Source organism: Rodentibacter myodis, from assembly GCF_001999305.1.
Lineage (GTDB): Bacteria > Pseudomonadota > Gammaproteobacteria > Enterobacterales > Pasteurellaceae > Rodentibacter > Rodentibacter myodis.
In genome coordinates this window covers 169915-191609 of sequence record NZ_MLHQ01000001.1, presented here as the reverse complement: position 1 = coordinate 191609, position 21695 = coordinate 169915, and the positions used below count along the sequence as shown (strand labels likewise).

Here is a 21695-nt window from a genome sequence, read left to right as displayed (position 1 = left end):
AAACAACGACGCACTGTTATCATTCAAATGTCCCACAACAGTGCGTCGTTGTGTGCGGCGTATTATAGGGAAAAATGAAATCCTTGCAAGCGGTTTTTGTAAAAAAATTTAAATTTTTTATTGTTCGCCTAAAATGCAATCAAAACGATTAATTTTTAGTTAATTTTGATTACTTCAAGCGTATTAAATCCCCATAAATGCAATGCTTTTTTGAATTGATGTTCTTCTTCAAAATGTTGTGTACAAAACATTTGGTTTGGCTTTGCTTCTTTATTTTGAATATCCTTCCCTTCCAGCAATGCACGAATCCGCTTCGCAATTGCCATTCCGGGTTCCATAAAATATTTCACCTGTGGTAAACAGAAACTAATTTCCTCTTTAATTAAAGGAAAGTGCGTGCAGCCCAACACCAAGGTATCCAAATCAGTCATCTCAGCCCAAGGCAATAATTCATCTTTTAATGCAATCAAATCTACGGAATGACCACGAATTTTTCCCTCGGCAATTTCCACTAATTTTGTCGATCCCAATCTTTCGACCTGACAATTTAGGGCAAATTTATTCACAAGATCGTTGACATATTGGCGTTTTATCGTGCCTTTTGTTGCCAATAATCCAATATGTTTTGTCTTTGAAATTTCCGCCGCCGGTTTTATTGCCGGTACGGTGCCGATAATCGGAATGGAAAAATTTTCACGCAACGTTGGCAATACAACCGTACTCGCCGTATTACAGGCAATCACAATCGCATCTAACGGAAAGCGTTCATTCAATAATCGACAAGCGGCCAATGTACGTTGAATAATACTTTCTTCTTCACGTTCCGAATAAGGAAATCCTGCATTATCAAAGCAATAAAGATAATGCCAATCGGGTAACAATTTTTTTGTTTCACGATATACGCTAAATCCTCCCACACCGGAATCAAAAAAAAGTACCGTTGGACGTGCTTTCGTTATTTCCATAAAAACTCTTTCAAAATTGACCGCACTTTTAAGCGTTCGAGTAAATTTCTTTATTACTTAACCAACGTGAAATCAGGTTTTCTGCCACATCGGGATATTTTTGGATAAGCTGTTTCGCATAGTGCTGTACGGTTGGAATCATTTTGCGATCCCGCATTAAATTTGCCACCTTAAATTCCGCCACCCCGGTTTGCTTCGTACCAAGCACTTCGCCGGGACCTCGAATTTCCAGATCTTTTTCGGAAATCACAAAACCATCTTGACTATCCCTCAACACCTGCAAACGTTTTTGCGATACTTTTCCTAGCGGTGGTTTATACATTAATACACAAAAAGAAGCCGTGCTTCCCCGCCCCACACGTCCGCGTAACTGATGAAGTTGCGACAAGCCTAAACGTTCGGCATTTTCAATAATCATTAAACTGGCATTTGGCACATCTACCCCCACCTCAATCACCGTGGTTGCCACCAGTAAATCCAATTCGGTATTTTTGAACCGCATCATTACATCTTGCTTTTCTTGAGGTTTCATTCGACCGTGTACCAGCCCGATATTCAACATAGGTAATGCTTTTGTTAAATCTTCCCAAATCGCTTCTGCCGCTTGCGCTTCCAATACTTCGGATTCATCAATTAATGTGCATACCCAATAGGCTTGGCGTTTTTCATTTACGCAGGCCTGCTTAACCCGCGCCACAATTTCATCACGGCGTTCTTCTGAAATCACCACAGTTGTAATCGGCGTTCGTCCCGGCGGTAGTTCATCAATAATTGAGGTATCTAAATCCGCATAAACGGTCATTGCCAATGTGCGGGGAATTGGTGTTGCCGTCATAATTAATTGATGGGGATAGAAACCGGCTTTTTCACCTTTTTCGCGTAGCATTAAGCGTTGATGCACGCCAAATCGATGTTGTTCATCAATGATCACGAGGCTAAGATGATTAAATTCTACTTCCTCTTGAAATAAAGCGTGAGTGCCAACCACCATTTGCACTGCACCGTTTTTTATTTTTTCTAATTCTGTTTGACGCGCCTTGCCTTTCACCTTACCGGCAAGCCAACCGACTTCAATGCCAAAGGGTTCAAACCAACGGCGAAAATTATTTGCGTGTTGCTCGGCAAGAATTTCAGTCGGTGCCATTAATGCCACTTGTTTACCGTTATCTATCGCCATTAATGCCGCCAATGCCGCCACCAACGTTTTACCCGATCCCACATCGCCTTGCACTAATCGCATCATTGGATAATGTTTTGCTAAATCCTGTTCAATATCCTTCACCACGCGCTGTTGTGCATTTGTCGGTTTGAACGGTAAAGTCGCAAGAAAACGTTGTTTTAAATCCGTTTGATAATGCAAAGGCAACGCAGAAAACTGTTGCGTTCCTAACCGCACTTTTTGCATTGCAAGATTATGCGCCAGTAATTCCTCGAAAATCAAACGTTGCTGCGCAGGGTGTTTTCCCTGTTCCAACATTTCCAAAGAAATATCCGGCGGCGGGCGATGTAATAAATGAAGGGCTTCTTTTAAACTAAATTGATGGGGGTTAAATTCATTAGGCAAAATTTCCGCAATCTGCACTTTATCCAGCAAGGTAAGGGCTTGATCCGTTAATTTTCGTAATGAATTTTGTTTTAAACCTTCCGTTGTGGAATAAATCGGCGTAAGGGTTTCCTCCAGCACAATCGGCATATTATCACGAAGAATTTGATATTCAGGGTGGTGAATTTCCGCCATATAACGCCCATGCTTTACTTCGCCAAACGCTTTTACCCTTGCGCCAATCTGAAAACTATTGCGCATTCCCGCATTAAAATTGAAAAATCGCAACATAATTTTTGAAGAACCGTCAGACAAGCTCACGGATAAAATTGGGCGGCGACCAAAAGTAACCTCACAAGTTTGCACCACACCTTCAATGGTGAAATATTGATCGGGTCGAAGATGGGCTATAGGCGTAATACGGGTGCGATCTTCATAACGAATCGGCAAATGGAAAAGCAGATCCTGTAAATTATTGATACCGATTTTACTCAGTTTATGAGAAATCGCCGCCCCCACACCGGAAAGCGTGGTGAGGGGAACGGCATCAAGAAGTGAAAGGCTCATTGTTCTATCACGAGGCGTTAATGTTGCGTTTTGCCCCCACTACACCGGTAATGCCCTTAATACGATGCAACACGTTAGCGAGGTGTTTGGTATCTTTCACATTCACCTGCAAAACCACCAACAATAAATTATTTTTCAGTTCTTCCGTCCAAATATTTTGGATACTGCTTTCGCCTGCGGTAATTGCCGTGAGCAAGCTTGGTAAGGCATTTTGTTCGTTCAGCATTTCAATTTGCAATTCTGCCTCAAAACTGACCGCACTTTCCACGTTTTCCCATTTAGCTTGGGCTAACTGATGTGCATTTTTTAAGTTTTCACATTGTTGATGATGAATGACGAATCCTTTATTCGGTGTGCTGTAACCCACAATAGGATCACCCGGAATCGGATGGCAACATTCGGCAAACTGGGTATTGGTAGCCAACATTGGGGCAATGGTTAAAGTATTTGTTTGATTTTCAGCCTTGCCATCCACATCAATTTCAATGGCTTCACCGATTAATTGATGTGCCACCACCGCAGCAAGTTGATTGCCTAGCCCAATTTCACGCAATAATTCATTGTGTGAAGACAGTTTTAAATTATCCAATACAGTTTGAATTTGTGAGGAAGAAAGATCCGCCAAACAATGGGGTTGCAACGCAACATTGAGTTCGACTTCACCCAATTTCACCGCGTCTTCTTCGCAACGCTGTTTGAGATAGTGACGAATTCGGGTCTTCGCCCGTGCGGTGACCACAAAATTCAACCAAGCGGCTTTAGGGTGGGCGTTGGGTTCGGTAATAATACTCACGGTTTGACCGGATTCTAACGCTTGAGAGAGTGGGTAAGGTTTATGTTCCACAAGCACGCCTACACAACTATTCCCTATGTCGGAATGCACGGCGTAGGCAAAATCCACTGCAGTTGCACCTTTCGGTAATTCAACAATGCGACCTTTTGGGGTGAACACAAAAATTTCTTTCGGGAAAAATTCTGATTTTACATTTTCAATAAATTCAAAGGAATTGCCTACACTTTGCTGAATTTCGACTAAATTTTGCAACCAACGTTGCGCACGAACCTGTGCCGTTGTCGTGTCATTTTTGCCACTTTCTTTATACACCCAATGTGCCGTTACACCCATTTCCGCCACCTGTTCCATTTCTTCCGTATGGATATGCACTTCCACCGGCACACCGTGCGGCCCGATCATTGAGGTCTGCAAGGACTGATAGCCGTTGGCTTTTGGCACGGCAATATAGTCTTTTACCCGCCCCGGACGAGGCTTATAAAGATTATGCATTTGTCCCAACACGCGGTAACAATCATCAACATTTTTTACAATAATGCGGAAAGCATAGATATCCATAATGGAATGAAATTCTTGGTCTTTCGCCCGCATTTTTTGATAAATTTTATAGAGATGTTTCTCACGTCCCCAAACCCGGGCAAAAATCTCCGCGTTTTCTAACCGCTCTTTAATTTCATTAGAAATACGTTCAATTAAATCCTGACGATTACTGCGCGCCACATCCACTAACTTTTTCAATACCTCATAACGGTGTGGATGCATTGCGGCAAAAGACAAATCTTCCAGTTCATTTTTTATATGTTCAATGCCTAAACGATGTGCCAACGGACAATAAATTTCGAGGGTTTCTTTTGCAATACGGCGGCGTTTATCGGGACGTAATGCCCCCAATGTACGCATATTGTGGGTACGGTCGGCAAGTTTAATCAACACAACGCGAATATCACGGGTCATTGCCAGAATCATTTTGCGGAAATTTTCCACTTGTGCTTCTTGGCGGGTACGGAATTTTAACTTATCGAGTTTTGATACGCCGTCCACGATTTCCGCCACACTTGCACCAAATTCCTCTTTGAGTTGTTCTTCCGTATAGAGGGTGTCCTCAATCACATCGTGCAACAACGCCGCCATCACGGCTTCGTGATCAAGATGCATTTGGGCGATGATAGAGGCGACCGCCACCGGATGGGTAATATAAGGTTCACCGCTTGAGCGAAATTGCCCTTCGTGAGCATCTCTTGCGATAACAAACGCACGTTTGACTAATTCAATTTTATCTGCGGGCAAATACCCTTGAATGATTCGATCTAAATCTGCAAACAGTTCCAAAGGACACCTGACTTATTCGGGTTGAAGAAAGTTGAAATGAAAAATAGCGGCTGAAATCAACCGCACTTTTAATAATGATTATTCGGTAATTAAGGCTACTGCGGCTTCTTCTGCCTGTTGAATCGCCGCCATCTCTTGATGCTCTTGGGCATCCATAATCTCGTTAGAAATTAACCCTTTTTCAATTTCACGCAATGCAATCACGGTCGGTTTATCATCATCTTCCGGCACTAAAGGTTCACGTTGGTGTAATTGTAATTGTCTCGCACGACGTGCGGCGGTTAAAATTAAATCAAAACGATTGCCAATTTTTTCTACTGCATCTTGCACTGTAACGCGTGCCATATTCTACTCCGATTCATCTAAAAATAAGGGGTTATAAGGGGCGGTATCATACTAAATCCGGTGCTATTTATCCAGTAGCTGATGAATTAATCCCGCATTTTCATTTTGTTGATAATTTTTTGTTAAACGTTCGGTACGCAAAATACTTTGTAGATCCGCCAATGCCTGTTCAAAATTATCATTCACGACCACATAATCATATTCGTCATAATGGGAAATTTCATTTTTGGCTTTTGCCATACGCTCGGCAATCACTTCTTCACTGTCTTGCCCGCGACCAATTAAACGGCGTTCTAATTCCGGCAAAGACGGCGGAAGAATAAAAATACTTTTCACCGTTGGAACTTTTTGGCGAATTTGCTGTGCGCCCTGCCAATCAATATCTAAGAAAACATCAATCCCTTTGGCGAGATTTTCCTCAATCGCCGGTAAAGAAGTACCATAATAATTTCCACCAAATACGGTGGCATATTCCAAAAATAAATCCTGTTCAATCAAGGCTTCAAATTCTGCTTTTGACACAAAATAATAATGCACTCCGTGGCTTTCACCCGGACGGGGTGCGCGTGTTGTGTGTGAAATCGACACCATTTTCGGGGTGTCGGAGTCGCGTTCCAATAATGCAGAAATTAATGAAGATTTACCCGCACCGCTTGGCGCAGAAAGAATGTATAAATTGCCTTGAGACATAGATTGAACCTTAGTTAAAAATTTCGGTCTATTATGCCGATTCTTTCAAGAAAAATCATTAAAGTGCGGTTATTTTTTACGGTATTTTTTCAACGGGAAAAAGCGTGATTTTGATGTAGATCACAAAAACAAATCCCATTTTCTAGTTTTATCCAAATGCTCGTGCTATAATCCGCACCAATGTTTTTGAGGCACTTTGCGGTTTCAAAACATCACGATTTGTTTAACTTAACTAAAAAGGTGAAAATCTTATGGCTATTAAAATTGGTATTAATGGTTTCGGTCGTATCGGTCGTATCGTATTCCGCGCTGCACAACAACGCGATGACATCGAAGTTGTGGGTATCAACGACTTAATTGATGTTGAATATATGGCTTATATGTTGAAATACGATTCAACTCACGGTCGTTTCGATGGTACTGTTGAAGTGAAAGACGGCAACTTAGTAGTGAACGGTAAAACCATCCGTGTAACGTCAGAACGTGATCCGGCAAACTTAAACTGGGGTGCAATCGGTGTTGATATCGCTGTTGAAGCAACCGGTTTATTCTTAACCGATGAAACTGCACGTAAACACATCACTGCCGGTGCGAAAAAAGTTGTGTTAACCGGCCCTTCTAAAGATACCACACCAATGTTTGTGCGTGGTGTAAACTTTAACGCCTATGCAGGTCAAGATATTGTTTCTAACGCTTCTTGTACAACAAACTGTTTAGCACCTTTAGCACGTGTTATTCACGAAACTTTCGGTATTAAAGACGGTTTAATGACCACCGTTCACGCAACTACCGCAACACAAAAAACCGTTGACGGTCCATCTGCAAAAGACTGGCGCGGTGGTCGTGGTGCCTCTCAAAACATCATCCCATCTTCAACCGGTGCGGCAAAAGCAGTAGGTAAAGTATTACCGGCATTAAATGGTAAATTAACGGGTATGTCTTTCCGTGTTCCAACAACAAACGTATCTGTTGTAGATTTAACCGTAAACCTTGAAAAACCGGCAACTTACGCTGAAATCAAACAAGCAATCAAAGAGGCTGCTGAAGGTAAAACCTTCAACGGTGAATTGAAAGATGTATTAGGTTACACTGAAGATGCGGTTGTTTCTACCGACTTCAACGGTTGCACTTTAACTTCTGTATTTGATGCCGATGCAGGTATCGCATTAACCGACACTTTCGTTAAACTCGTATCTTGGTACGACAACGAAACCGGTTATTCAAACAAAGTATTAGACTTAGTAGCACACGTTTATAACTACAAAGGCTAATTAAAACCCTCTAAAAATCAACCGCTCTTCGGAGCGGTTTTTTATTTCCTATTTTTTCTGTTCAAGTGAATAAAACAATACAAAAGTTCACTAAAAATTATTAAAAATATTAAATATTTATCTGGCTTTTTCTTCTATTTAAACTTATATTAGCGAACAAATGTTCGCTCAAATTAGAAAAAGTAAAAAGGTTACTATGAATCCTCATCTTCATTTTATTTATCGTATTCAACAACAAGCGAAAACGCGTGGAAATGCGACCGCACTTCGACATAAAGAAAACGGCATTTGGAAAGATATAAGCTGGACATCATTTCAACAGCAATTAAATCAGCTCTCTCGGGCATTATTGGCAGCCGGTATTCAGGTGCAGGATAAAATTGCGATTTTTGCTCAAAATATGCCGCGTTGGACACTTGCCGATATTGGTGCATTACAAATTCGTGCCGTTACCGTGCCAATTTACGCCACCAACACTGCCCAACAGGCTGAATTTGTATTAAACCACGCCGATGTCAAAATTTTATTCGTGGGCGATCAAGAACAATATGATCACGCCTTAGAAATTGCCTCTCTTTGCCCCCAATTACAAAAAATTGTGGCGATGAAATCCTGTATTAATTTGCAAAAAGATAATCTTTCCGTTACTTGGGAACAATTTCTTGAATCGGGTACCACGGCACACCAAGCCGAACTCAACCAACGCTTGCAAGATAAACAAATGGATGATTTATTCACCATTATCTATACCTCCGGTACAACCGGTGAACCTAAAGGCGTAATGCTGGATTATGCCAATCTCGCCCACCAACTGGAAGCACACGATTTCGCCTTAAATGTGACGGAACAGGATATTTCCCTTTCCTTCCTGCCTTTTTCACATATTTTTGAACGTGCGTGGGCGGCTTATATCCTTCACCGAGGCGCGGTGCTATGTTATTTGGAAGATACCAACCAAGTGCGGTCGGTTTTAAGCGAGATTCGCCCAACCTTTATGTGTGCCGTTCCACGTTTTTACGAAAAAATTTACGCTGCCGTACTGGATAAAGTACAAAAAGCCCCAAAACTTCGCCAACTTCTTTTCCACTGGGCGATTGCAGTCGGTCAAAAACATTTTGATTTAACCATGCAAAATAAACCGATTTCCTTTTGGTTAAAACAACAATATCACCTTGCCGATAAATTGGTTTTCTCAAAACTTCGTCAATTACTCGGCGGTCGGATTAAAATGATGCCTTGCGGCGGAGCGAAATTAGAACCGGCAATCGGGTTATTTTTCCATTGTCTTGGTATCAATATCAAACTGGGCTATGGAATGACAGAAACCACCGCCACCGTTTCCTGCTGGCAGGATAACCAATTTAACCCGAACTCCATCGGTACATTAATGCCAAATGCAGAAGTGAAAATTAGTGAAAATAATGAAATTTTAGTGCGTGGCGGAATGGTGATGAAAGGTTATTACAAAAAACCGGAAGAAACCGCACAAGCCTTTACGGAAGACGGCTTCCTAAAAACCGGTGATGCCGGTGAATTTGATGCAGAAGGCAATTTGTTTATTACCGATCGTATTAAAGAGCTAATGAAAACCTCTAATGGAAAATACATCGCCCCACAATATATCGAAAGCAAGATTGGTAAAGACAAGTTTATTGAGCAAATTGCCATTATTGCCGATGCGAAAAAATATGTGTCTGCCTTAATCGTGCCGTGCTTTGATAGTCTTGAAGAATACGCCAAACAATTGAATATCAAATATCAGGATAGAATGGAGTTAATCAAAAACTCTGAAATTTTGAAAATGTTTGAGCAACGTATAAATGTCGTACAAAAAGAGCTGGCACACTTTGAACAAGTGAAAAAATTTACCCTACTCTCTCAAGCCTTTAGTATCAAATTGGGGGAAATCACGCCAACTTTGAAACTGAAACGTAAAGTCATTATGGAACGTTATCGCAAGCAGATTGAAGCGATGTATAATAAGCAAAATGAAAGTCAATAGCTAAGCTCATCCTATAAAGCCTATAAAAGTGCGGTTGATTTCACCGTGCTTTTCTATTTTCTTTCTTAAAATTTATATTTATGACATTTTTATAAATAAACCGCTAGAGTTTTCATTTTTTCTGATTTAGAATTCCGCGATTTTATTTTTAATCACCCATCCTATCCATTCATCAGCCGTCTAAGGGGACACATTATGAAACTTGTTGAAGTAAAACACCCACTCGTAAAACATAAATTAGGCGTTATGCGCGAAGCCGAAATTGACACCAAAAAATTCCGTGAATTGGCAACAGAAATCGGTAGCTTGCTAACCTATGAAGCCACCGCCGGTTTAGAAACGGAAAAAGTGGTGATTGAAGGTTGGAATGGGCCGGTTGAGGTTGATCGTATTAAAGGGAAAAAAATCACCGTTGTGCCAATTTTACGTGCCGGATTAGGTATGATGGACGGCGTATTAGAACACGTGCCGAGTGCAAGAATCAGTGTGGTGGGGATCTATCGTAATGAAGAAACCCTTGAGCCTGTTCCTTACTTCCAAAAACTCGCCAGCGATTTAGAGGAACGTCTTGCCATTGTGGTTGACCCAATGTTGGCAACCGGCGGTTCAATGATCGCAACCCTTGATCTCCTCAAAGCCAAAGGCTGTCATCAAATTAAAGTATTAGTGCTGGTGGCGGCACCGGAAGGGATTAAAGCCTTAGAAGCCGCACACCCCGATATTGAGCTTTACTGTGCCTCTATTGATGATCACCTCAATGAACAAGGTTACATCATCCCGGGCTTAGGTGATGCGGGCGACAAAATCTTCGGCACAAAATAACATTTTCAATCTATTAAGACGGCTTCTAAGCCGTCTTTTTTCGGGCGGAAGATTTTTTTAATGAGTCAATCATTCCGTAATAAGAAGTAGGGACGCCACGCCGGCGTCCAATTTAAAAACACAAATGATTTCAATAGGTTAATATTTATGACGCCAGCGTGGCGTCCCTACTAATCACATTATTTTCGGCATAAACCCAAAACTTTTAAAAAATCGACCGCACTTTTCAGTTAATTCAAACAGAGAGTTGAAACGAAATGAACCATCAAAATCAAACAACTGAAGCACAAAGTATTGCCAAACAATCCTTTGTCGGCTTGCAAATGTTATTCGTTGCCTTTGGCGCACTGGTACTTGTACCGCTCATCACAGGCTTGGATTCAAACACTGCATTACTCACCGCCGGAATTGGTACGTTGTTATTCCAACTTTGCACCGGTAAACAAGTGCCGATTTTCCTTGCCTCCTCTTTCGCCTTTATTGCACCGATTCAATACGGCGTACAAACTTGGGGTATTCCCACCACAATGGGCGGTCTTGCCTTCGCCGGTTTGGTGTATTTTGCCCTCTCAGCCTTGGTTAAACTCCGTGGCAGCCAAGCCCTTGAACGCATTTTCCCACCGGTTGTTGTCGGGCCGGTTATCATCATTATCGGTATGGGGCTTGCGCCTGTTGCGGTAAATATGGCGTTGGGCAAAGACAGTGCTTATTCTTATAACGATGCCGTATTGGTCTCAATGGTTACTCTCACCGTAACACTCGCCGTTGCCGTTTTTGCCAAAGGCTTGATGAAATTAATCCCGATTATGTTCGGTATCACAGCAGGTTATATTCTTTGCTTATGTCTTGGGCTGATTAATTTCCAACCGGTAATTGATGCCCCTTGGTTTGAGTTACCAAAACTGACCAAACCGGAATTTAACCTTGAAGCGATTCTTTATATGTTGCCGATTGCCATTGCCCCGGCGGTGGAACACGTGGGTGGCATTATGGCGATCAGTTCCGTGACCGGAAAAGATTTCCTCAAAAAACCGGGACTACACCGCACTTTATTAGGCGATGGTGTCGCAACGGCTGCCGCTTCGTTGGTTGGTGGCCCACCCAATACCACTTATGCGGAAGTAACCGGTGCCGTAATGCTCACCCGCAATTTTAATCCGAATATTATGACGTGGGCGGCAATATGGGCAATTGCCATCTCATTTTGCGGTAAAGTCGGTGCATTCCTTTCCACCATTCCCACCATTGTGATGGGGGGGATTATGATGCTCGTTTTCGGTTCTATCGCCGTAGTCGGAATGAGTACCCTCATCAAAGGCAAAGTAGATGTTACCGAACCTCGCAATCTTTGCATTATTTCTGTGGTGATGACATTCGGTATCGGCAATATGTTTGTGAATGTAGGTGATGCGGTCTCGTTGAAAGGTATTAGCCTTTGTGCAATCGTGGCAATCGTACTGAACCTAATTTTGCCAAAAGCTAAAAATGAAGTAGAATAACCGCCAAAATCAAGGGCTGAAAACAGCCCTTTTCTTCCTTAAATGAATTGACCTTATACCACGTTGAATCAGCAGCTCCCTTTGCCCATTCATCAAATTGATGATGACACACTCGAGAATTTTTATGCCGACAACAATTTGTTGTTGCTGGATTCGTTACGCAAAAATTCACTACAGGTTCAACAACAATTTTTCTATATTTGGGGGCAAGAAGGCAGTGGCAAAAGCCATTTACTTCGCGCATTGAGTAACCAATACTTAACGGAACAGCGTGCCGCTATTTATGTTCCCTTAAATAAATCCCGCTATTTCTCTCCTGCGGTATTGGAAAATTTAGAACAGCAAGAATTGGTATGCTTAGACGATCTGCAAAGCGTCATAGGCGATCCCGAATGGGAAGTGGCAATTTTCGATTTATTCAATCGCATTAAAGCAGAAGGAACAACCTTACTCCTAGTCAGTGCAACGGCTTCTCCCTCTGCCCTTAATGTTCAACTTCCCGATTTAGCCTCCCGCCTAAAATGGGGCGAAATTTATCAACTCGCTCCCTTAACAGACGAACAAAAACTAGAAGTGCTACAAAAAAATGCCCGCCAACGGGGTATTGAACTCCCGGCGGAAACGGCACAATTCTTATTAAAACGTTTGGACAGAGACACCCACACCCTCTTACAAACCCTTGAAAAACTCGACAAAGCCTCCCTCCAAGCCCACCGCAACCTCACCATTCCTTTTGTGAAAGAAACCTTGGGGTTATAAAAACAAAAAGTGCGGTCAAATTTGACCGCACTTTTGTGTTTTAGCAAGATTATGCACGCGAGGCACAAAACCAGAATAATGTTATTAGTAGGGACAACACGCGAGCGTCCTTAATGTTAAGCACTTGAAATTACTTAATTTTTGGCGAGGTATCCCTACTATTCTTTCTATATGATTTAAATCTATCGTTTTGCTTTCTTAATAAACTTCATCAAACGTTTACGCTTGCGTAGCTGATTTGGCGTAAGTTTATTTTTACGTCCGGCAAAAGGGTTTGAACCTTCTTGGAAGAGGAGACGAATCGGCGAGCCGATAATTTTTAAACTTTTACGGTAATAGTTGGATAAATAACGTTTGTAAGAATCCGGTAATTTTTCCATTTGGTTACCGTGTACCACAATAATTGGCGGGTTGTAGCCACCCGGGTGGGCATATTTTAATTTGATACGGCGACCACCTACCATTGGTGGTTGGTGTTCGTCTGTCGCCATTTGCAAAATACGGGTCAGAATGGACGTGGTCATTTTTTGCGTGGCACAGGCATAGGCTTCTTTAATGGATTCAAACAGATTGCCTACGCCACTGCCGTGTAAGGCGGAAATAAAATGGACTCGGGCAAAATCAATAAAATCCAAACGGCGATCAAGTTCTGATTTCACACGATCTTTCACCTCTTGATCCAGCCCATCCCATTTATTCACCACAATCACAAGAGAACGCCCTGCATTCAAAATAAAGCCGAGTAAGGATAAATCCTGATCCGAAATATTTTCTCGTGCATCAATGGTTAGCAACACCACATTGGCATCTTGAATGGCTTGTAAGGTTTTGATGACCGAAAATTTTTCCACCGCAAGATGAACTTTCCCACGTTTACGCACGCCGGCAGTATCAATCAAGGTGTAATGCTGCCCGTCTCGTTCCATTGGAATATAAATACTATCACGTGTCGTTCCCGGCATATCGTAAACCACTACGCGATCTTCGCCCAAAATGCGGTTTGTTAAGGTTGATTTCCCAACATTCGGACGGCCGACAATGGCAATCTTGATATTTTTATTTTGCTCATCTTCGTTTTCTTCTTGAAGTGCCTCATCAAGTAATGCGGTATCTTCTTCCGAATCAAAATCAAATTCTTGATCCCATTCGTCTTGTTCTTCTTCAGAAGTGCGGTCAATTTCTTCGGTGTTTTCCAATTGTTCCGCAAAGGGGGCTAGCACTTGTTCCATTAATTGCGTTACGCCTCTGCCTTGTGAGGCGGCAATTTGTTCAATTTCGCCCAAACCTAATTGATAAAACTCGGCACAATGGGAATCCGCATCGATACCGTCTGTTTTATTCGCCACCACAATGGTGGTTTTATTTTGGCGTTGGCGTAAATAATTGGCAATGCCAATATCCGCCGCCGTTAAACCGGCTCGAGCATCTACAAGGAAAAGCACAATATCCGCTTCTTCAATGGCGAGCAAAGATTGCTCCGCCATTTTTTCTTCTACGCCTTCTTCCGTGCCGTCAATACCGCCGGTATCAATCACGATAAATTCGTGGCCGGCAATGTGAGCGTGGCCATATTTGCGATCACGGGTTAAGCCCGGAAAATCCGCCACGAGGGCATCACGCGTGCGGGTTAGGCGATTAAATAATGTGGATTTGCCCACATTCGGACGCCCCACAAGGGCTACAACAGGAGTTGCCATAAAAAATCTCTTATCTTGTCAAAAATGGCGGTCATTATAGCGGAAGTTGGGATATTGGCAAAAAACGATTTGAAAATAAAAGGAAAAAGCCACAACCGGAAAATAATCAGTTTTCAATTCTGTACCAAAGTGAGAAGAATTTGAAGAATAAAAAAAGCACCATTAAAGGTGCTAATTAAAGAGTTGGCGGAATGGACGGGACTCGAACCCGCGACCCCCTGCGTGACAGGCAGGTATTCTAACCAGCTGAACTACCACTCCGCAGTTTTTGATTCTTAATTGCTTTCGCAAAAACACTAATAAGGAGGTATAAATTGGCGGAATGGACGGGACTCGAACCCGCGACCCCCTGCGTGACAGGCAGGTATTCTAACCAGCTGAACTACCACTCCGCTAAGTGGTGCGTATCATAATGATCCGCCGTTATCTCGTCAATCTTTTTTTTTGATTTCCGGCTCGGCTGTTTATTTAATGCACGCTTTCACCATTTGTGAGTAAAGCCCATACACACTTTCCATCACTTTTTTTATTAATCATTTTTAACAATTCTAAATGTGCCTGTGTTTCTTCTTCATTCGGTTGCAGCACTTTCAAATTATTGGAAAAAACAACCGCACTTTGTTCCACTTCGGCGCGTTCTTCTTGCCCTACGGCAATTATCGGTGTGCTATCTTCATCTTCTTCGCCAAACAGACTGGTTTGCCCGCCTGTCATTGAGAGATAAACATCCGCCAAGATCTCCGCATCCAGCAACGCGCCGTGCAAAGTTCGCTTGCTGTTATCAATGCCTAAACGATCGCACAGGGCATCCAAGCTATTACGTTTACCCGGATACATTTGGCGTGCCATTTGTAGGGTGTCCGTTACCACGCAAATATCCGCCGTTTTCACCTTTAATCCCAATTTACGAAATTCATAATCCATAAACCCCACATCGAAGGGCGCATTATGAATCAGCAACTCAGCCCCTTTTATATAGTCAAGAAATTCCTGTGCCACCGCTTTAAATTCCGGCTTATCTGCCAACATCTCATCGGTAATACCGTGAACCTTAATCGCCTCCGGATCAACCGGTCGGTTCGGATTAATATAAATATGAAAGTTATTGCCGGTGTAACGGCGATTTACCAACTCCACCGCACCAATTTCAATAATGCCATGCCCTTCATAATGAGCGCCAAGCTGGTTCATCCCAGTAGTTTCCGTATCCAGCACAATTTGGCGGTTTGGATTAATCATTTGTTCAACCTATTTGTTTCCATTAAAATGCCGCCCATTTTACACAACAACCTTTTTATTATGCAAAAACAGATTGAAATTTTTACGGATGGTTCTTGCCTTGGCAACCCCGGTGCCGGCGGTATTGGCATTTTGCTGCGTTATAAACAACACGAAAAGCAAATTTCCAAAGGTTATTTCAACACCACCAATAATCGAATGGAGTTGCGTGCCGTCATTGAAGCTCTTGAAACATTAAAAGAACCTTGCACCGTTATCCTTTCCAGTGACAGCCAATATATGAAAAACGGCATCACCCAATGGATTTTTAATTGGAAAAAAAATAATTGGAAATCTAGCACCGGCAAACCGGTAAAAAATCAGGATTTATGGATCGCTCTTGATAATGCTATTCAGCGACACGCCATTGAGTGGAAATGGGTAAAGGGGCATTCAGGACATCGAGAAAATGAGATCTGCGATGAATTAGCGAAAAAGGGGGCGGAAAACCCAACGTTTAAAGATGAAGGTTATCAACCCGACTAAGTGCGGTTGATTTTTTTCATATTTTGTGAACAGCAAACTGTTCAAAATTTGCGCACATTTGCAAAAAAAATGTGATCTTGATCTCACATTTGAAAATTGGTTGTTGCCTATCATTGACAGAAAAATGGCTTTTTGCAATGATTTGCGCGCTTATCGAGGCGGTTGACATTTTCAATGATGAAAAGTTCAACCTTGGTTGTAAATCACACCAATAAGGAATCAATTATGAAAAAGACACTAGCAGCATTAATCGTTGGCGCATTTGCCGCTTCCGCCGCAAACGCAGCAGTAATTTATGACAACGAAGGAACAAAAGTAGAATTAAACGGTTCACTTCGTATCTTATTAGAAAAATCTAATAAAGAGGGCGGTAGTTTTAACCAAAAAATACACTCTCATTCAGGTTTAAAAAACAATGATTCTCGTTTTGAAATCAAAGTAAAACACACTCTAGATAATGATTTCTACGCATTAGCCCGTGTAGAGGCCCGTTTTGATGGAAAACAAGGTGGCGGTACTGATGAAGACGGCTTTGGTAATATGCGTGCACATCGTGCCTATGTCGGCTTAGGAAAACAAGAGCTTGGTCAATTGACATTTGGTCGTCAAGTAACCATTGCTGATGATGTAGGTATTGCTGATGACTATACTTATGGTATTTTACCTGATTATGTACCAACTTCAGGCAAATCCGTTGTTCGCTATGACTACTATGGCGTTCCTGGCTTACAAATTGGTGCAAGTTATCAGTTCGCAGAGAAACGTGATCCCTTAAATGAAGTTCGTGACGATGAGATCAAAAATGGCTCTCAAGTTGGCGTACTATACAACGGTGCAGATGCTACCAATCCAAACGGATGGATTGCCGAAGCGGTTTATGGCCGTACCAATTATAAATCATCTGGTGAAAAAAGTCATAAGGATGCTTTCCAAGCCAGCTTAGGTTATGATTTCCAAGGTATTATCGTTTCTGTAGATGGTGGTTATTTCAAAGCAAAAAATGTATCTGCTGAAAATGTTGAAGCTAAAGCAATCTCTACCGGTCGTGGGGATGCTAAAGGATACTTCGTATCTCCAGGTTTCCAAGTACCTGTTATTGATAATGTCAGCAAAGTATATGGTAACTACCTATATCAACAAATTAAAACAACCGACCAATCTCCGGAATATAAAGAAAAAACACACGGTTTCTTGTTAGGTGTTGATTATAAACTTCATAAGCAAGTAGTAACTTATGTTGAAGGTAAATATTTACAAACCAAGGCTTACAAAGATGGTAACCAAATCGGTGACAAAGTTAAAGATAAAGCCATCGGTGTAGGTATGCGTGTTTACTTCTAATTGTTAAATTAGAGAAAAGACGTAAACAAGGCGAATCAAAAGGTTCGCCTTTTTGAGTTTTAAAGTTATAAAGTGCGATCACAAAAAATAGCGTTTTTTAAATATTAGCTTTGCCGACCTCATCGTGAGGAATAAACAAATTAGCACACAAGTTTGCGAAATTTCTCCAATTATTTTTGACTACATACTGCAATAAAATGTAATTTATGTTCAGGATCATTGAAGGTTTTAAACATACATTTAAATTGTTCACGGTTTTCTGTTTTCATTGCGTTTTTAACAATCTTTAATGTGCCTAAAACGCCCTCGTCATAAATCATACCCTTTGGAGAAAGTAATGTCATCTCACCAGAAAATGTATCCACATTGCGGAATCCGCTTTCTTGGAATAGTCCTTTCCAGCCTTTTTTAGTCAAGGGAGTGACTGTGACATTAATCGCTTTACGCATATTATCAAGAATAATCTGATGCTCTTCACCTACCAACATCACATCATGAGTAAGTAAAAAACCGCCCGGTTTTAACACTCGGAAATATTCTGCAATAGCTTTTTTCTTCGCCTCTACCGGCAACATTGTCAACATTGCTTCATTGATCACAATATCAAAAGTTTCATCTTCAAAAGGCAATTTCATTGCATTAGCACGCTGAACATGAATTTTATCTTGCAAATTATTAGCTGTGATATTTGCTTTCGCTTTTTCTAACGCTTCCTCATCTAAATCTATACCTTCAATATGACAACCGAATCGTTTCGCCAAACCAATTGCCGTTGTTCCCATATTACATGCAACTTCTAAAACTTTTTTATCCTGAGTGAAATCACCGTTTCCAATCAACCAATCCGTTGCTTTTTTACCACCGGGACGTAAACGTGTTTTACCTAAACGCGCCAAAAAATTATGTCCAACTTCTTCTTTCGCCATGTTAATCTCCTACTCATAAACTAAGTCTTTATATTATAAATAAAAATTATTCTTATTAAAGCAATAAAAAATCCATACCATTTTCACGATATGGATTTTCCTTATTTTTTCATTCAATCTATTTTTTATGATAGTGAATTAGCTTTCCATTCCCCATTCACCACCGTGCCAATCACTTGATAATCCGTTGTGAACACGGCTAAGTTTGCGATTTTTCCTTTTTCGACCGAGCCTAAACGATTGTCGACACCAATAGCACGAGCGGGATAAAGATTACTCATCCGAATGGCTTCGGCAAGGGGGATTTCCACAAATTCTACGGCGTTTTTAATGGATTCCATCATTGTGATCGAAGCACCGGCGATAGTGCCGTTGGCATCGTAACAACGCCCTTCTTTCACATAAATGGTTTTGCCGACAAAAGTAAAGGTTTCTAATTCCGGCCCGGCTCCTGCGGCGGCGAGGGAGTCAGTGACGATACATAATTTGTCACCTTTGATTTTTTTATCAATACGCACATTACCATAGTTGATATGCACACCATCTACGATAATGCCGGTGTAAACATCGGAATCTAACACCGCACCCACTACCCCCATTGCACGGCCGGAACTGATCGGCGACATTGCATTGTGTAAATGGGTGGCAAAAGTCGCTCCCTTATGGAATGCCGCTTTCGCCGTTTCATAAGTCGCATTGGAATGTCCGATGGAGACGATAATGCCGCTTTTGACAAAATCGGGAATATATTGGACGGTCGGATTTTCAGCCGCAATGGTTATTTTGGTGATCACATCACCGTTTTCACAAAGAAAATCCTTCATTTCAGGCGAGATTTCACGGATATATTCAGGACGGTGAACGCCTTTTTTCTCCACGCTGATATAAGGCCCTTCAATGTGTAAACCCAGTGCTTGGTTTTTATGCTTGGTTAAATATTCACGCATAATTTTGACCGCACTTTTAATGCCTTCATCAGGTGCGGTAATAAAAGTGGGTAAAAAACTGGTGCAGCCGGATTTTAAATTCGTGGCTTGCATCATTTCTAAGGTTTCGACAGAGGTTTGATCGTTAAACATCACGCCGCCACAACCGTTAAGTTGCAGATCAATAAATCCTGCGGTAAGGTTGTTGCCCTGTAAATCAATGGTGTTGATTCCGCTTTCTAATTCACTTTGCGGTACAACGGCTTCGATCATTTCCCCATCGATAATAACGGCAAAATCCCGTAGGACTTCATATTTGGTGTAAATTACACAATTTGTTAATGCGTATCTCATTTTGTTTTCCTAAAAATAACCTATTGGTAGGGACACCACATTTTGTGTCCGTCATCATTATTCACTGAATTTTTATATGGACGCCAGCGTGGCGTCCCTACTTTTTCCTAAAGAATTCAGGAAATGGCTACGTAAAAATAATCAAAAAAACGACCGCACTTTTGTGTGGTCGCCGATGATTTAGGATAACACGCTATGAATGGCGCGTTGTTCCAACTCCGTAAAGTATTTAACGGTTTTTACTTTTAATTCCTGCTGTGCCGGCTCGTCACATACCAAAATAAAATGGCGATGAAGTTGTAATGCACTGACTGTCCATAAGTGATTTACCGCCCCTTCCACTGCCGCCTGCACGGCAAGGGCTTTTTGATGCCCGGTGGCAAGAATCATTACTTCTTCTGCGTCAAGCAAGGTTGCTACGCCAATGGTTAAGGCATATTTTGGTACTTTGTTGACATCGTTATCAAAAAAGCGGGAATTAGCAATAAGGGTATCCTGTGTTAAGGTTTTAATACGGGTGCGTGAACTTAATGAGGAAGCCGGTTCATTGAACGCAATATGCCCGTCATTTCCCACACCGCCCATAAAGAGGTTGATTTTGCCGTAAGATTTAATTTTTTCTTCGTAACGGCGACATTCTTCATCCAGATCATCTGCATTGCCGTTCAGAATATTGATATTTTCCGGCTGCATATCAACGTGGTTGAAGAAATTGTTATACATAAAGCTGTGATAACTTTCCGGATGAGATTGAGGTAAACCAACATATTCATCCATATTGAAGGTAACCACATTTTTGAAGCTCACCTCACCGGCTTTGTAGAGGGCGATTAATTCTTGATAGGTTTTTAACGGTGTACTGCCGGTAGGCAATCCAAGCACAAAGGGACGTTCGGCAGTGGGTTTGAAATGATTGATACGATCCACAATATGACGCGCCGCCCAACGGCTCACTTGTTGATCATCTTGTAAAGGGATAAGACGCATAATAAATTTCCTTTATTTTGACCGCACTTTTATTGTGAATGATTTCAACGTGCGGTCATTTTTTCAATAGATTTTCATATGATGTAGGTAATCTCAAAGGATTAAAAATTTAATTGTAGGGACGCCACGCTGGCGTCCATATTTAAAAATCAAATAATTTAAATGGGTTAATTTTGCGGACGCCGGCATGGCGTCCCTACTTTATCCTTGGCGATGACATCCTCGTTAATTTATAAATATTTTGCTTTTAATTCTTTCGCTTTGGCAAGTTGTTCCGGAGTGGCTTTTGCCGTCATTGGTTCACGGCAATAACCGGCTTCTACGCCTTCTAATTTAAGCAATTCTTTGATGGTTAAATATAAACCGTTGGCTAAAATGCCTTCGATTAAATCGTTGGTAACGTGTTGAATTTCCAATGCTTCTTTGATTTTGCCCGCTTTTGCCAATTCAAAAATTTGACGGGCGCGGATTCCGTTTACGTTAAAGGTTGAACCGATTGCACCGTCCACACCTAGCGAGGCGGCAGGCAACATCATTTCATCAAAGCCTGCCCAGATGAGGTGGTTTGGATAGGCTTTTTTCAAGCGTTCCAATAAATAGAAGTCGCCGGCGGTAAATTTCACGCCTAGCACTTTTGGATTTTGATAAAGCTCGCCAAATTGTTCAATCCCCATATTCACGCCGGTTAAGAACGGAATGGAATAGACGATCATATTATTACCGGTTTCGGCAATAATGGTTTCGTAATAATGTTTGATTTCAGGAAAGCTGAATTTGTAGTAAAAGGGTGTGACGGCAGATAAGCAGTCATAGCCTAATTCTGTGGCGTATTTACCCAATTCTACCGCTTCGTATAAATTCACGCTGCCCACTTGGGCGATAAGGGCGACCTGATCTTTTGCTTCATCTTTTGCAATGCGGAAGATTTGTTTTTTCTCCTCGGTGGAGAGCATAAAGTTTTCACCGGTTGAACCGCCTACATATAAGCCATCGATTTTCATTTTATCGATATTGTGGCGAATAATTTGGCGTAAGCCTTTTTCATTGATTGAGCCATCTTCGTTAAATGACACTAATAATGCACTGAAAATACCTTTCAAATCACGCATAATTTC

Annotated in this window: 18 protein-coding genes and 2 tRNA genes; 7 read left to right on the top strand and 13 right to left on the bottom strand. The window is 41.6% G+C overall.

Annotation, left to right across the window (positions count from 1 at the left end):
* Nucleotides 1–155: 155 nt before the first annotated feature.
* From murI to gmk, 5 genes are all read right to left on the bottom strand, one after another.
* Complete coding sequence (gene murI, locus BKL49_RS00905) at nt 156–965, bottom strand: glutamate racemase (protein ID WP_077422763.1); 810 nt, start codon at nt 963–965, stop codon at nt 156–158.
* A 28-nt stretch (nt 966–993) separates the two neighbouring features.
* Nucleotides 994–3075, bottom strand: coding sequence for an ATP-dependent DNA helicase RecG (gene recG / locus BKL49_RS00900; RefSeq protein ID WP_077422762.1), 2082 nt, complete (start codon nt 3073–3075; stop codon nt 994–996).
* Nucleotides 3076–3082: 7 nt separating this feature from the next.
* The gene (gene spoT / locus BKL49_RS00895; RefSeq protein WP_077422761.1) at nt 3083–5197 is read right to left on the bottom strand and encodes a bifunctional GTP diphosphokinase/guanosine-3',5'-bis pyrophosphate 3'-pyrophosphohydrolase; all 2115 of its coding nucleotides are present in this window, start codon (nt 5195–5197) and stop codon (nt 3083–3085) included.
* A 78-nt stretch (nt 5198–5275) separates the two neighbouring features.
* Nucleotides 5276–5542 carry a DNA-directed RNA polymerase subunit omega gene (rpoZ, locus tag BKL49_RS00890; RefSeq protein ID WP_077422760.1) on the bottom strand — a complete coding sequence of 89 codons (267 nt, stop codon included), beginning with the start codon at nt 5540–5542 and terminating at the stop codon, nt 5276–5278.
* Nucleotides 5543–5605: 63 nt separating this feature from the next.
* On the bottom strand, nt 5606–6232 hold the full coding sequence (gene gmk, locus BKL49_RS00885) for a guanylate kinase (protein WP_077422759.1): 627 nt from the start codon (nt 6230–6232) through the stop codon (nt 5606–5608).
* 251 nt (nt 6233–6483) lie between these two features.
* On the opposite strand from gmk, the gene gap reads away from it, so the two are divergent.
* The 5 genes from gap (at nt 6484) to hda (ending at nt 12585) form a co-directional block, all read left to right on the top strand.
* Nucleotides 6484–7503 (top strand): type I glyceraldehyde-3-phosphate dehydrogenase, encoded by a 1020-nt coding sequence (gene gap, locus BKL49_RS00880; RefSeq protein ID WP_077422758.1) that lies wholly within the window; start codon nt 6484–6486, stop codon nt 7501–7503.
* 196 nt (nt 7504–7699) lie between these two features.
* On the top strand, nt 7700–9505 hold the full coding sequence (locus tag BKL49_RS00875) for an AMP-dependent synthetase/ligase (protein ID WP_167367098.1): 1806 nt from the start codon (nt 7700–7702) through the stop codon (nt 9503–9505).
* A gap of 195 nt (nt 9506–9700) precedes the next feature.
* Nucleotides 9701–10327: a uracil phosphoribosyltransferase gene (upp, locus tag BKL49_RS00870; RefSeq protein WP_077422757.1), complete on the top strand. Its 627-nt coding sequence runs from the start codon at nt 9701–9703 to the stop codon at nt 10325–10327.
* Nucleotides 10328–10584: 257 nt separating this feature from the next.
* Nucleotides 10585–11826, top strand: coding sequence for a nucleobase:cation symporter-2 family protein (locus tag BKL49_RS00865; protein WP_077422756.1), 1242 nt, complete (start codon nt 10585–10587; stop codon nt 11824–11826).
* Between the two features lie 63 nt (nt 11827–11889).
* A complete protein-coding gene (gene hda, locus BKL49_RS00860; protein WP_077422755.1) occupies nt 11890–12585 on the top strand; it encodes a DnaA inactivator Hda in 696 nt (231 codons plus the stop codon).
* Nucleotides 12586–12767: 182 nt separating this feature from the next.
* On the opposite strand, the gene der is transcribed toward hda, so the two are convergent.
* The 4 genes from der to dnaQ all read right to left on the bottom strand — a co-directional run bounded on the left by der (nt 12768) and on the right by dnaQ (nt 15521).
* Nucleotides 12768–14282 (bottom strand): ribosome biogenesis GTPase Der, encoded by a 1515-nt coding sequence (der, locus tag BKL49_RS00855; protein WP_077422754.1) that lies wholly within the window; start codon nt 14280–14282, stop codon nt 12768–12770.
* Nucleotides 14283–14466: 184 nt separating this feature from the next.
* Nucleotides 14467–14543, bottom strand: a tRNA-Asp gene (locus BKL49_RS00850).
* Between the two features lie 54 nt (nt 14544–14597).
* Nucleotides 14598–14674 (bottom strand) — tRNA-Asp (locus BKL49_RS00845).
* A 76-nt stretch (nt 14675–14750) separates the two neighbouring features.
* Nucleotides 14751–15521, bottom strand: coding sequence for a DNA polymerase III subunit epsilon (dnaQ, locus tag BKL49_RS00840; RefSeq protein WP_077422753.1), 771 nt, complete (start codon nt 15519–15521; stop codon nt 14751–14753).
* 60 nt (nt 15522–15581) lie between these two features.
* On the opposite strand from dnaQ, the gene rnhA reads away from it, so the two are divergent.
* Together rnhA and BKL49_RS00830 are read left to right on the top strand one after the other, a co-directional pair.
* Nucleotides 15582–16046 (top strand): ribonuclease HI, encoded by a 465-nt coding sequence (rnhA, locus tag BKL49_RS00835; protein ID WP_077422770.1) that lies wholly within the window; start codon nt 15582–15584, stop codon nt 16044–16046.
* A gap of 225 nt (nt 16047–16271) precedes the next feature.
* Complete coding sequence (locus BKL49_RS00830; RefSeq protein WP_077422752.1) at nt 16272–17387, top strand: porin; 1116 nt, start codon at nt 16272–16274, stop codon at nt 17385–17387.
* 170 nt (nt 17388–17557) lie between these two features.
* On the opposite strand, the gene BKL49_RS00825 is transcribed toward BKL49_RS00830, so the two are convergent.
* The 4 genes from BKL49_RS00825 to nanA form a co-directional block, all read right to left on the bottom strand.
* Complete coding sequence (locus tag BKL49_RS00825) at nt 17558–18313, bottom strand: class I SAM-dependent methyltransferase (RefSeq protein WP_077422751.1); 756 nt, start codon at nt 18311–18313, stop codon at nt 17558–17560.
* A gap of 125 nt (nt 18314–18438) precedes the next feature.
* A complete protein-coding gene (nagA, locus tag BKL49_RS00820; protein ID WP_077422750.1) occupies nt 18439–19593 on the bottom strand; it encodes an N-acetylglucosamine-6-phosphate deacetylase in 1155 nt (384 codons plus the stop codon).
* A 180-nt stretch (nt 19594–19773) separates the two neighbouring features.
* Complete coding sequence (nagB, locus tag BKL49_RS00815) at nt 19774–20580, bottom strand: glucosamine-6-phosphate deaminase (protein WP_077422749.1); 807 nt, start codon at nt 20578–20580, stop codon at nt 19774–19776.
* A 230-nt stretch (nt 20581–20810) separates the two neighbouring features.
* A complete protein-coding gene (gene nanA, locus BKL49_RS00810) occupies nt 20811–21689 on the bottom strand; it encodes an N-acetylneuraminate lyase (RefSeq protein WP_077422748.1) in 879 nt (292 codons plus the stop codon).
* Nucleotides 21690–21695: the final 6 nt, after the last annotated feature.

Excerpts from the sequence above, each read along its gene's own strand:
- murI (WP_077422763.1), bottom strand. The coding sequence starts at position 965 with ATGGAAATAACGAAAGCACGTCCAACGGTACTTTTTTTTGATTCCGGT.
- recG (WP_077422762.1), bottom strand. The coding sequence starts at position 3,075 with ATGAGCCTTTCACTTCTTGATGCCGTTCCCCTCACCACGCTTTCCGGT.
- rpoZ (WP_077422760.1), bottom strand. The coding sequence starts at position 5,542 with ATGGCACGCGTTACAGTGCAAGATGCAGTAGAAAAAATTGGCAATCGT.
- gmk (WP_077422759.1), bottom strand. The coding sequence starts at position 6,232 with ATGTCTCAAGGCAATTTATACATTCTTTCTGCGCCAAGCGGTGCGGGT.
- gap (WP_077422758.1), top strand. The coding sequence starts at position 6,484 with ATGGCTATTAAAATTGGTATTAATGGTTTCGGTCGTATCGGTCGTATC.
- BKL49_RS00875 (WP_167367098.1), top strand. The coding sequence starts at position 7,700 with ATGAATCCTCATCTTCATTTTATTTATCGTATTCAACAACAAGCGAAA.
- upp (WP_077422757.1), top strand. The coding sequence starts at position 9,701 with ATGAAACTTGTTGAAGTAAAACACCCACTCGTAAAACATAAATTAGGC.
- BKL49_RS00865 (WP_077422756.1), top strand. The coding sequence starts at position 10,585 with ATGAACCATCAAAATCAAACAACTGAAGCACAAAGTATTGCCAAACAA.
- der (WP_077422754.1), bottom strand. The coding sequence starts at position 14,282 with ATGGCAACTCCTGTTGTAGCCCTTGTGGGGCGTCCGAATGTGGGCAAA.
- dnaQ (WP_077422753.1), bottom strand. The coding sequence starts at position 15,521 with ATGATTAATCCAAACCGCCAAATTGTGCTGGATACGGAAACTACTGGG.
- rnhA (WP_077422770.1), top strand. The coding sequence starts at position 15,582 with ATGCAAAAACAGATTGAAATTTTTACGGATGGTTCTTGCCTTGGCAAC.
- BKL49_RS00830 (WP_077422752.1), top strand. The coding sequence starts at position 16,272 with ATGAAAAAGACACTAGCAGCATTAATCGTTGGCGCATTTGCCGCTTCC.
- BKL49_RS00825 (WP_077422751.1), bottom strand. The coding sequence starts at position 18,313 with ATGGCGAAAGAAGAAGTTGGACATAATTTTTTGGCGCGTTTAGGTAAA.
- nagA (WP_077422750.1), bottom strand. The coding sequence starts at position 19,593 with ATGAGATACGCATTAACAAATTGTGTAATTTACACCAAATATGAAGTC.
- nagB (WP_077422749.1), bottom strand. The coding sequence starts at position 20,580 with ATGCGTCTTATCCCTTTACAAGATGATCAACAAGTGAGCCGTTGGGCG.
- nanA (WP_077422748.1), bottom strand. The coding sequence starts at position 21,689 with ATGCGTGATTTGAAAGGTATTTTCAGTGCATTATTAGTGTCATTTAAC.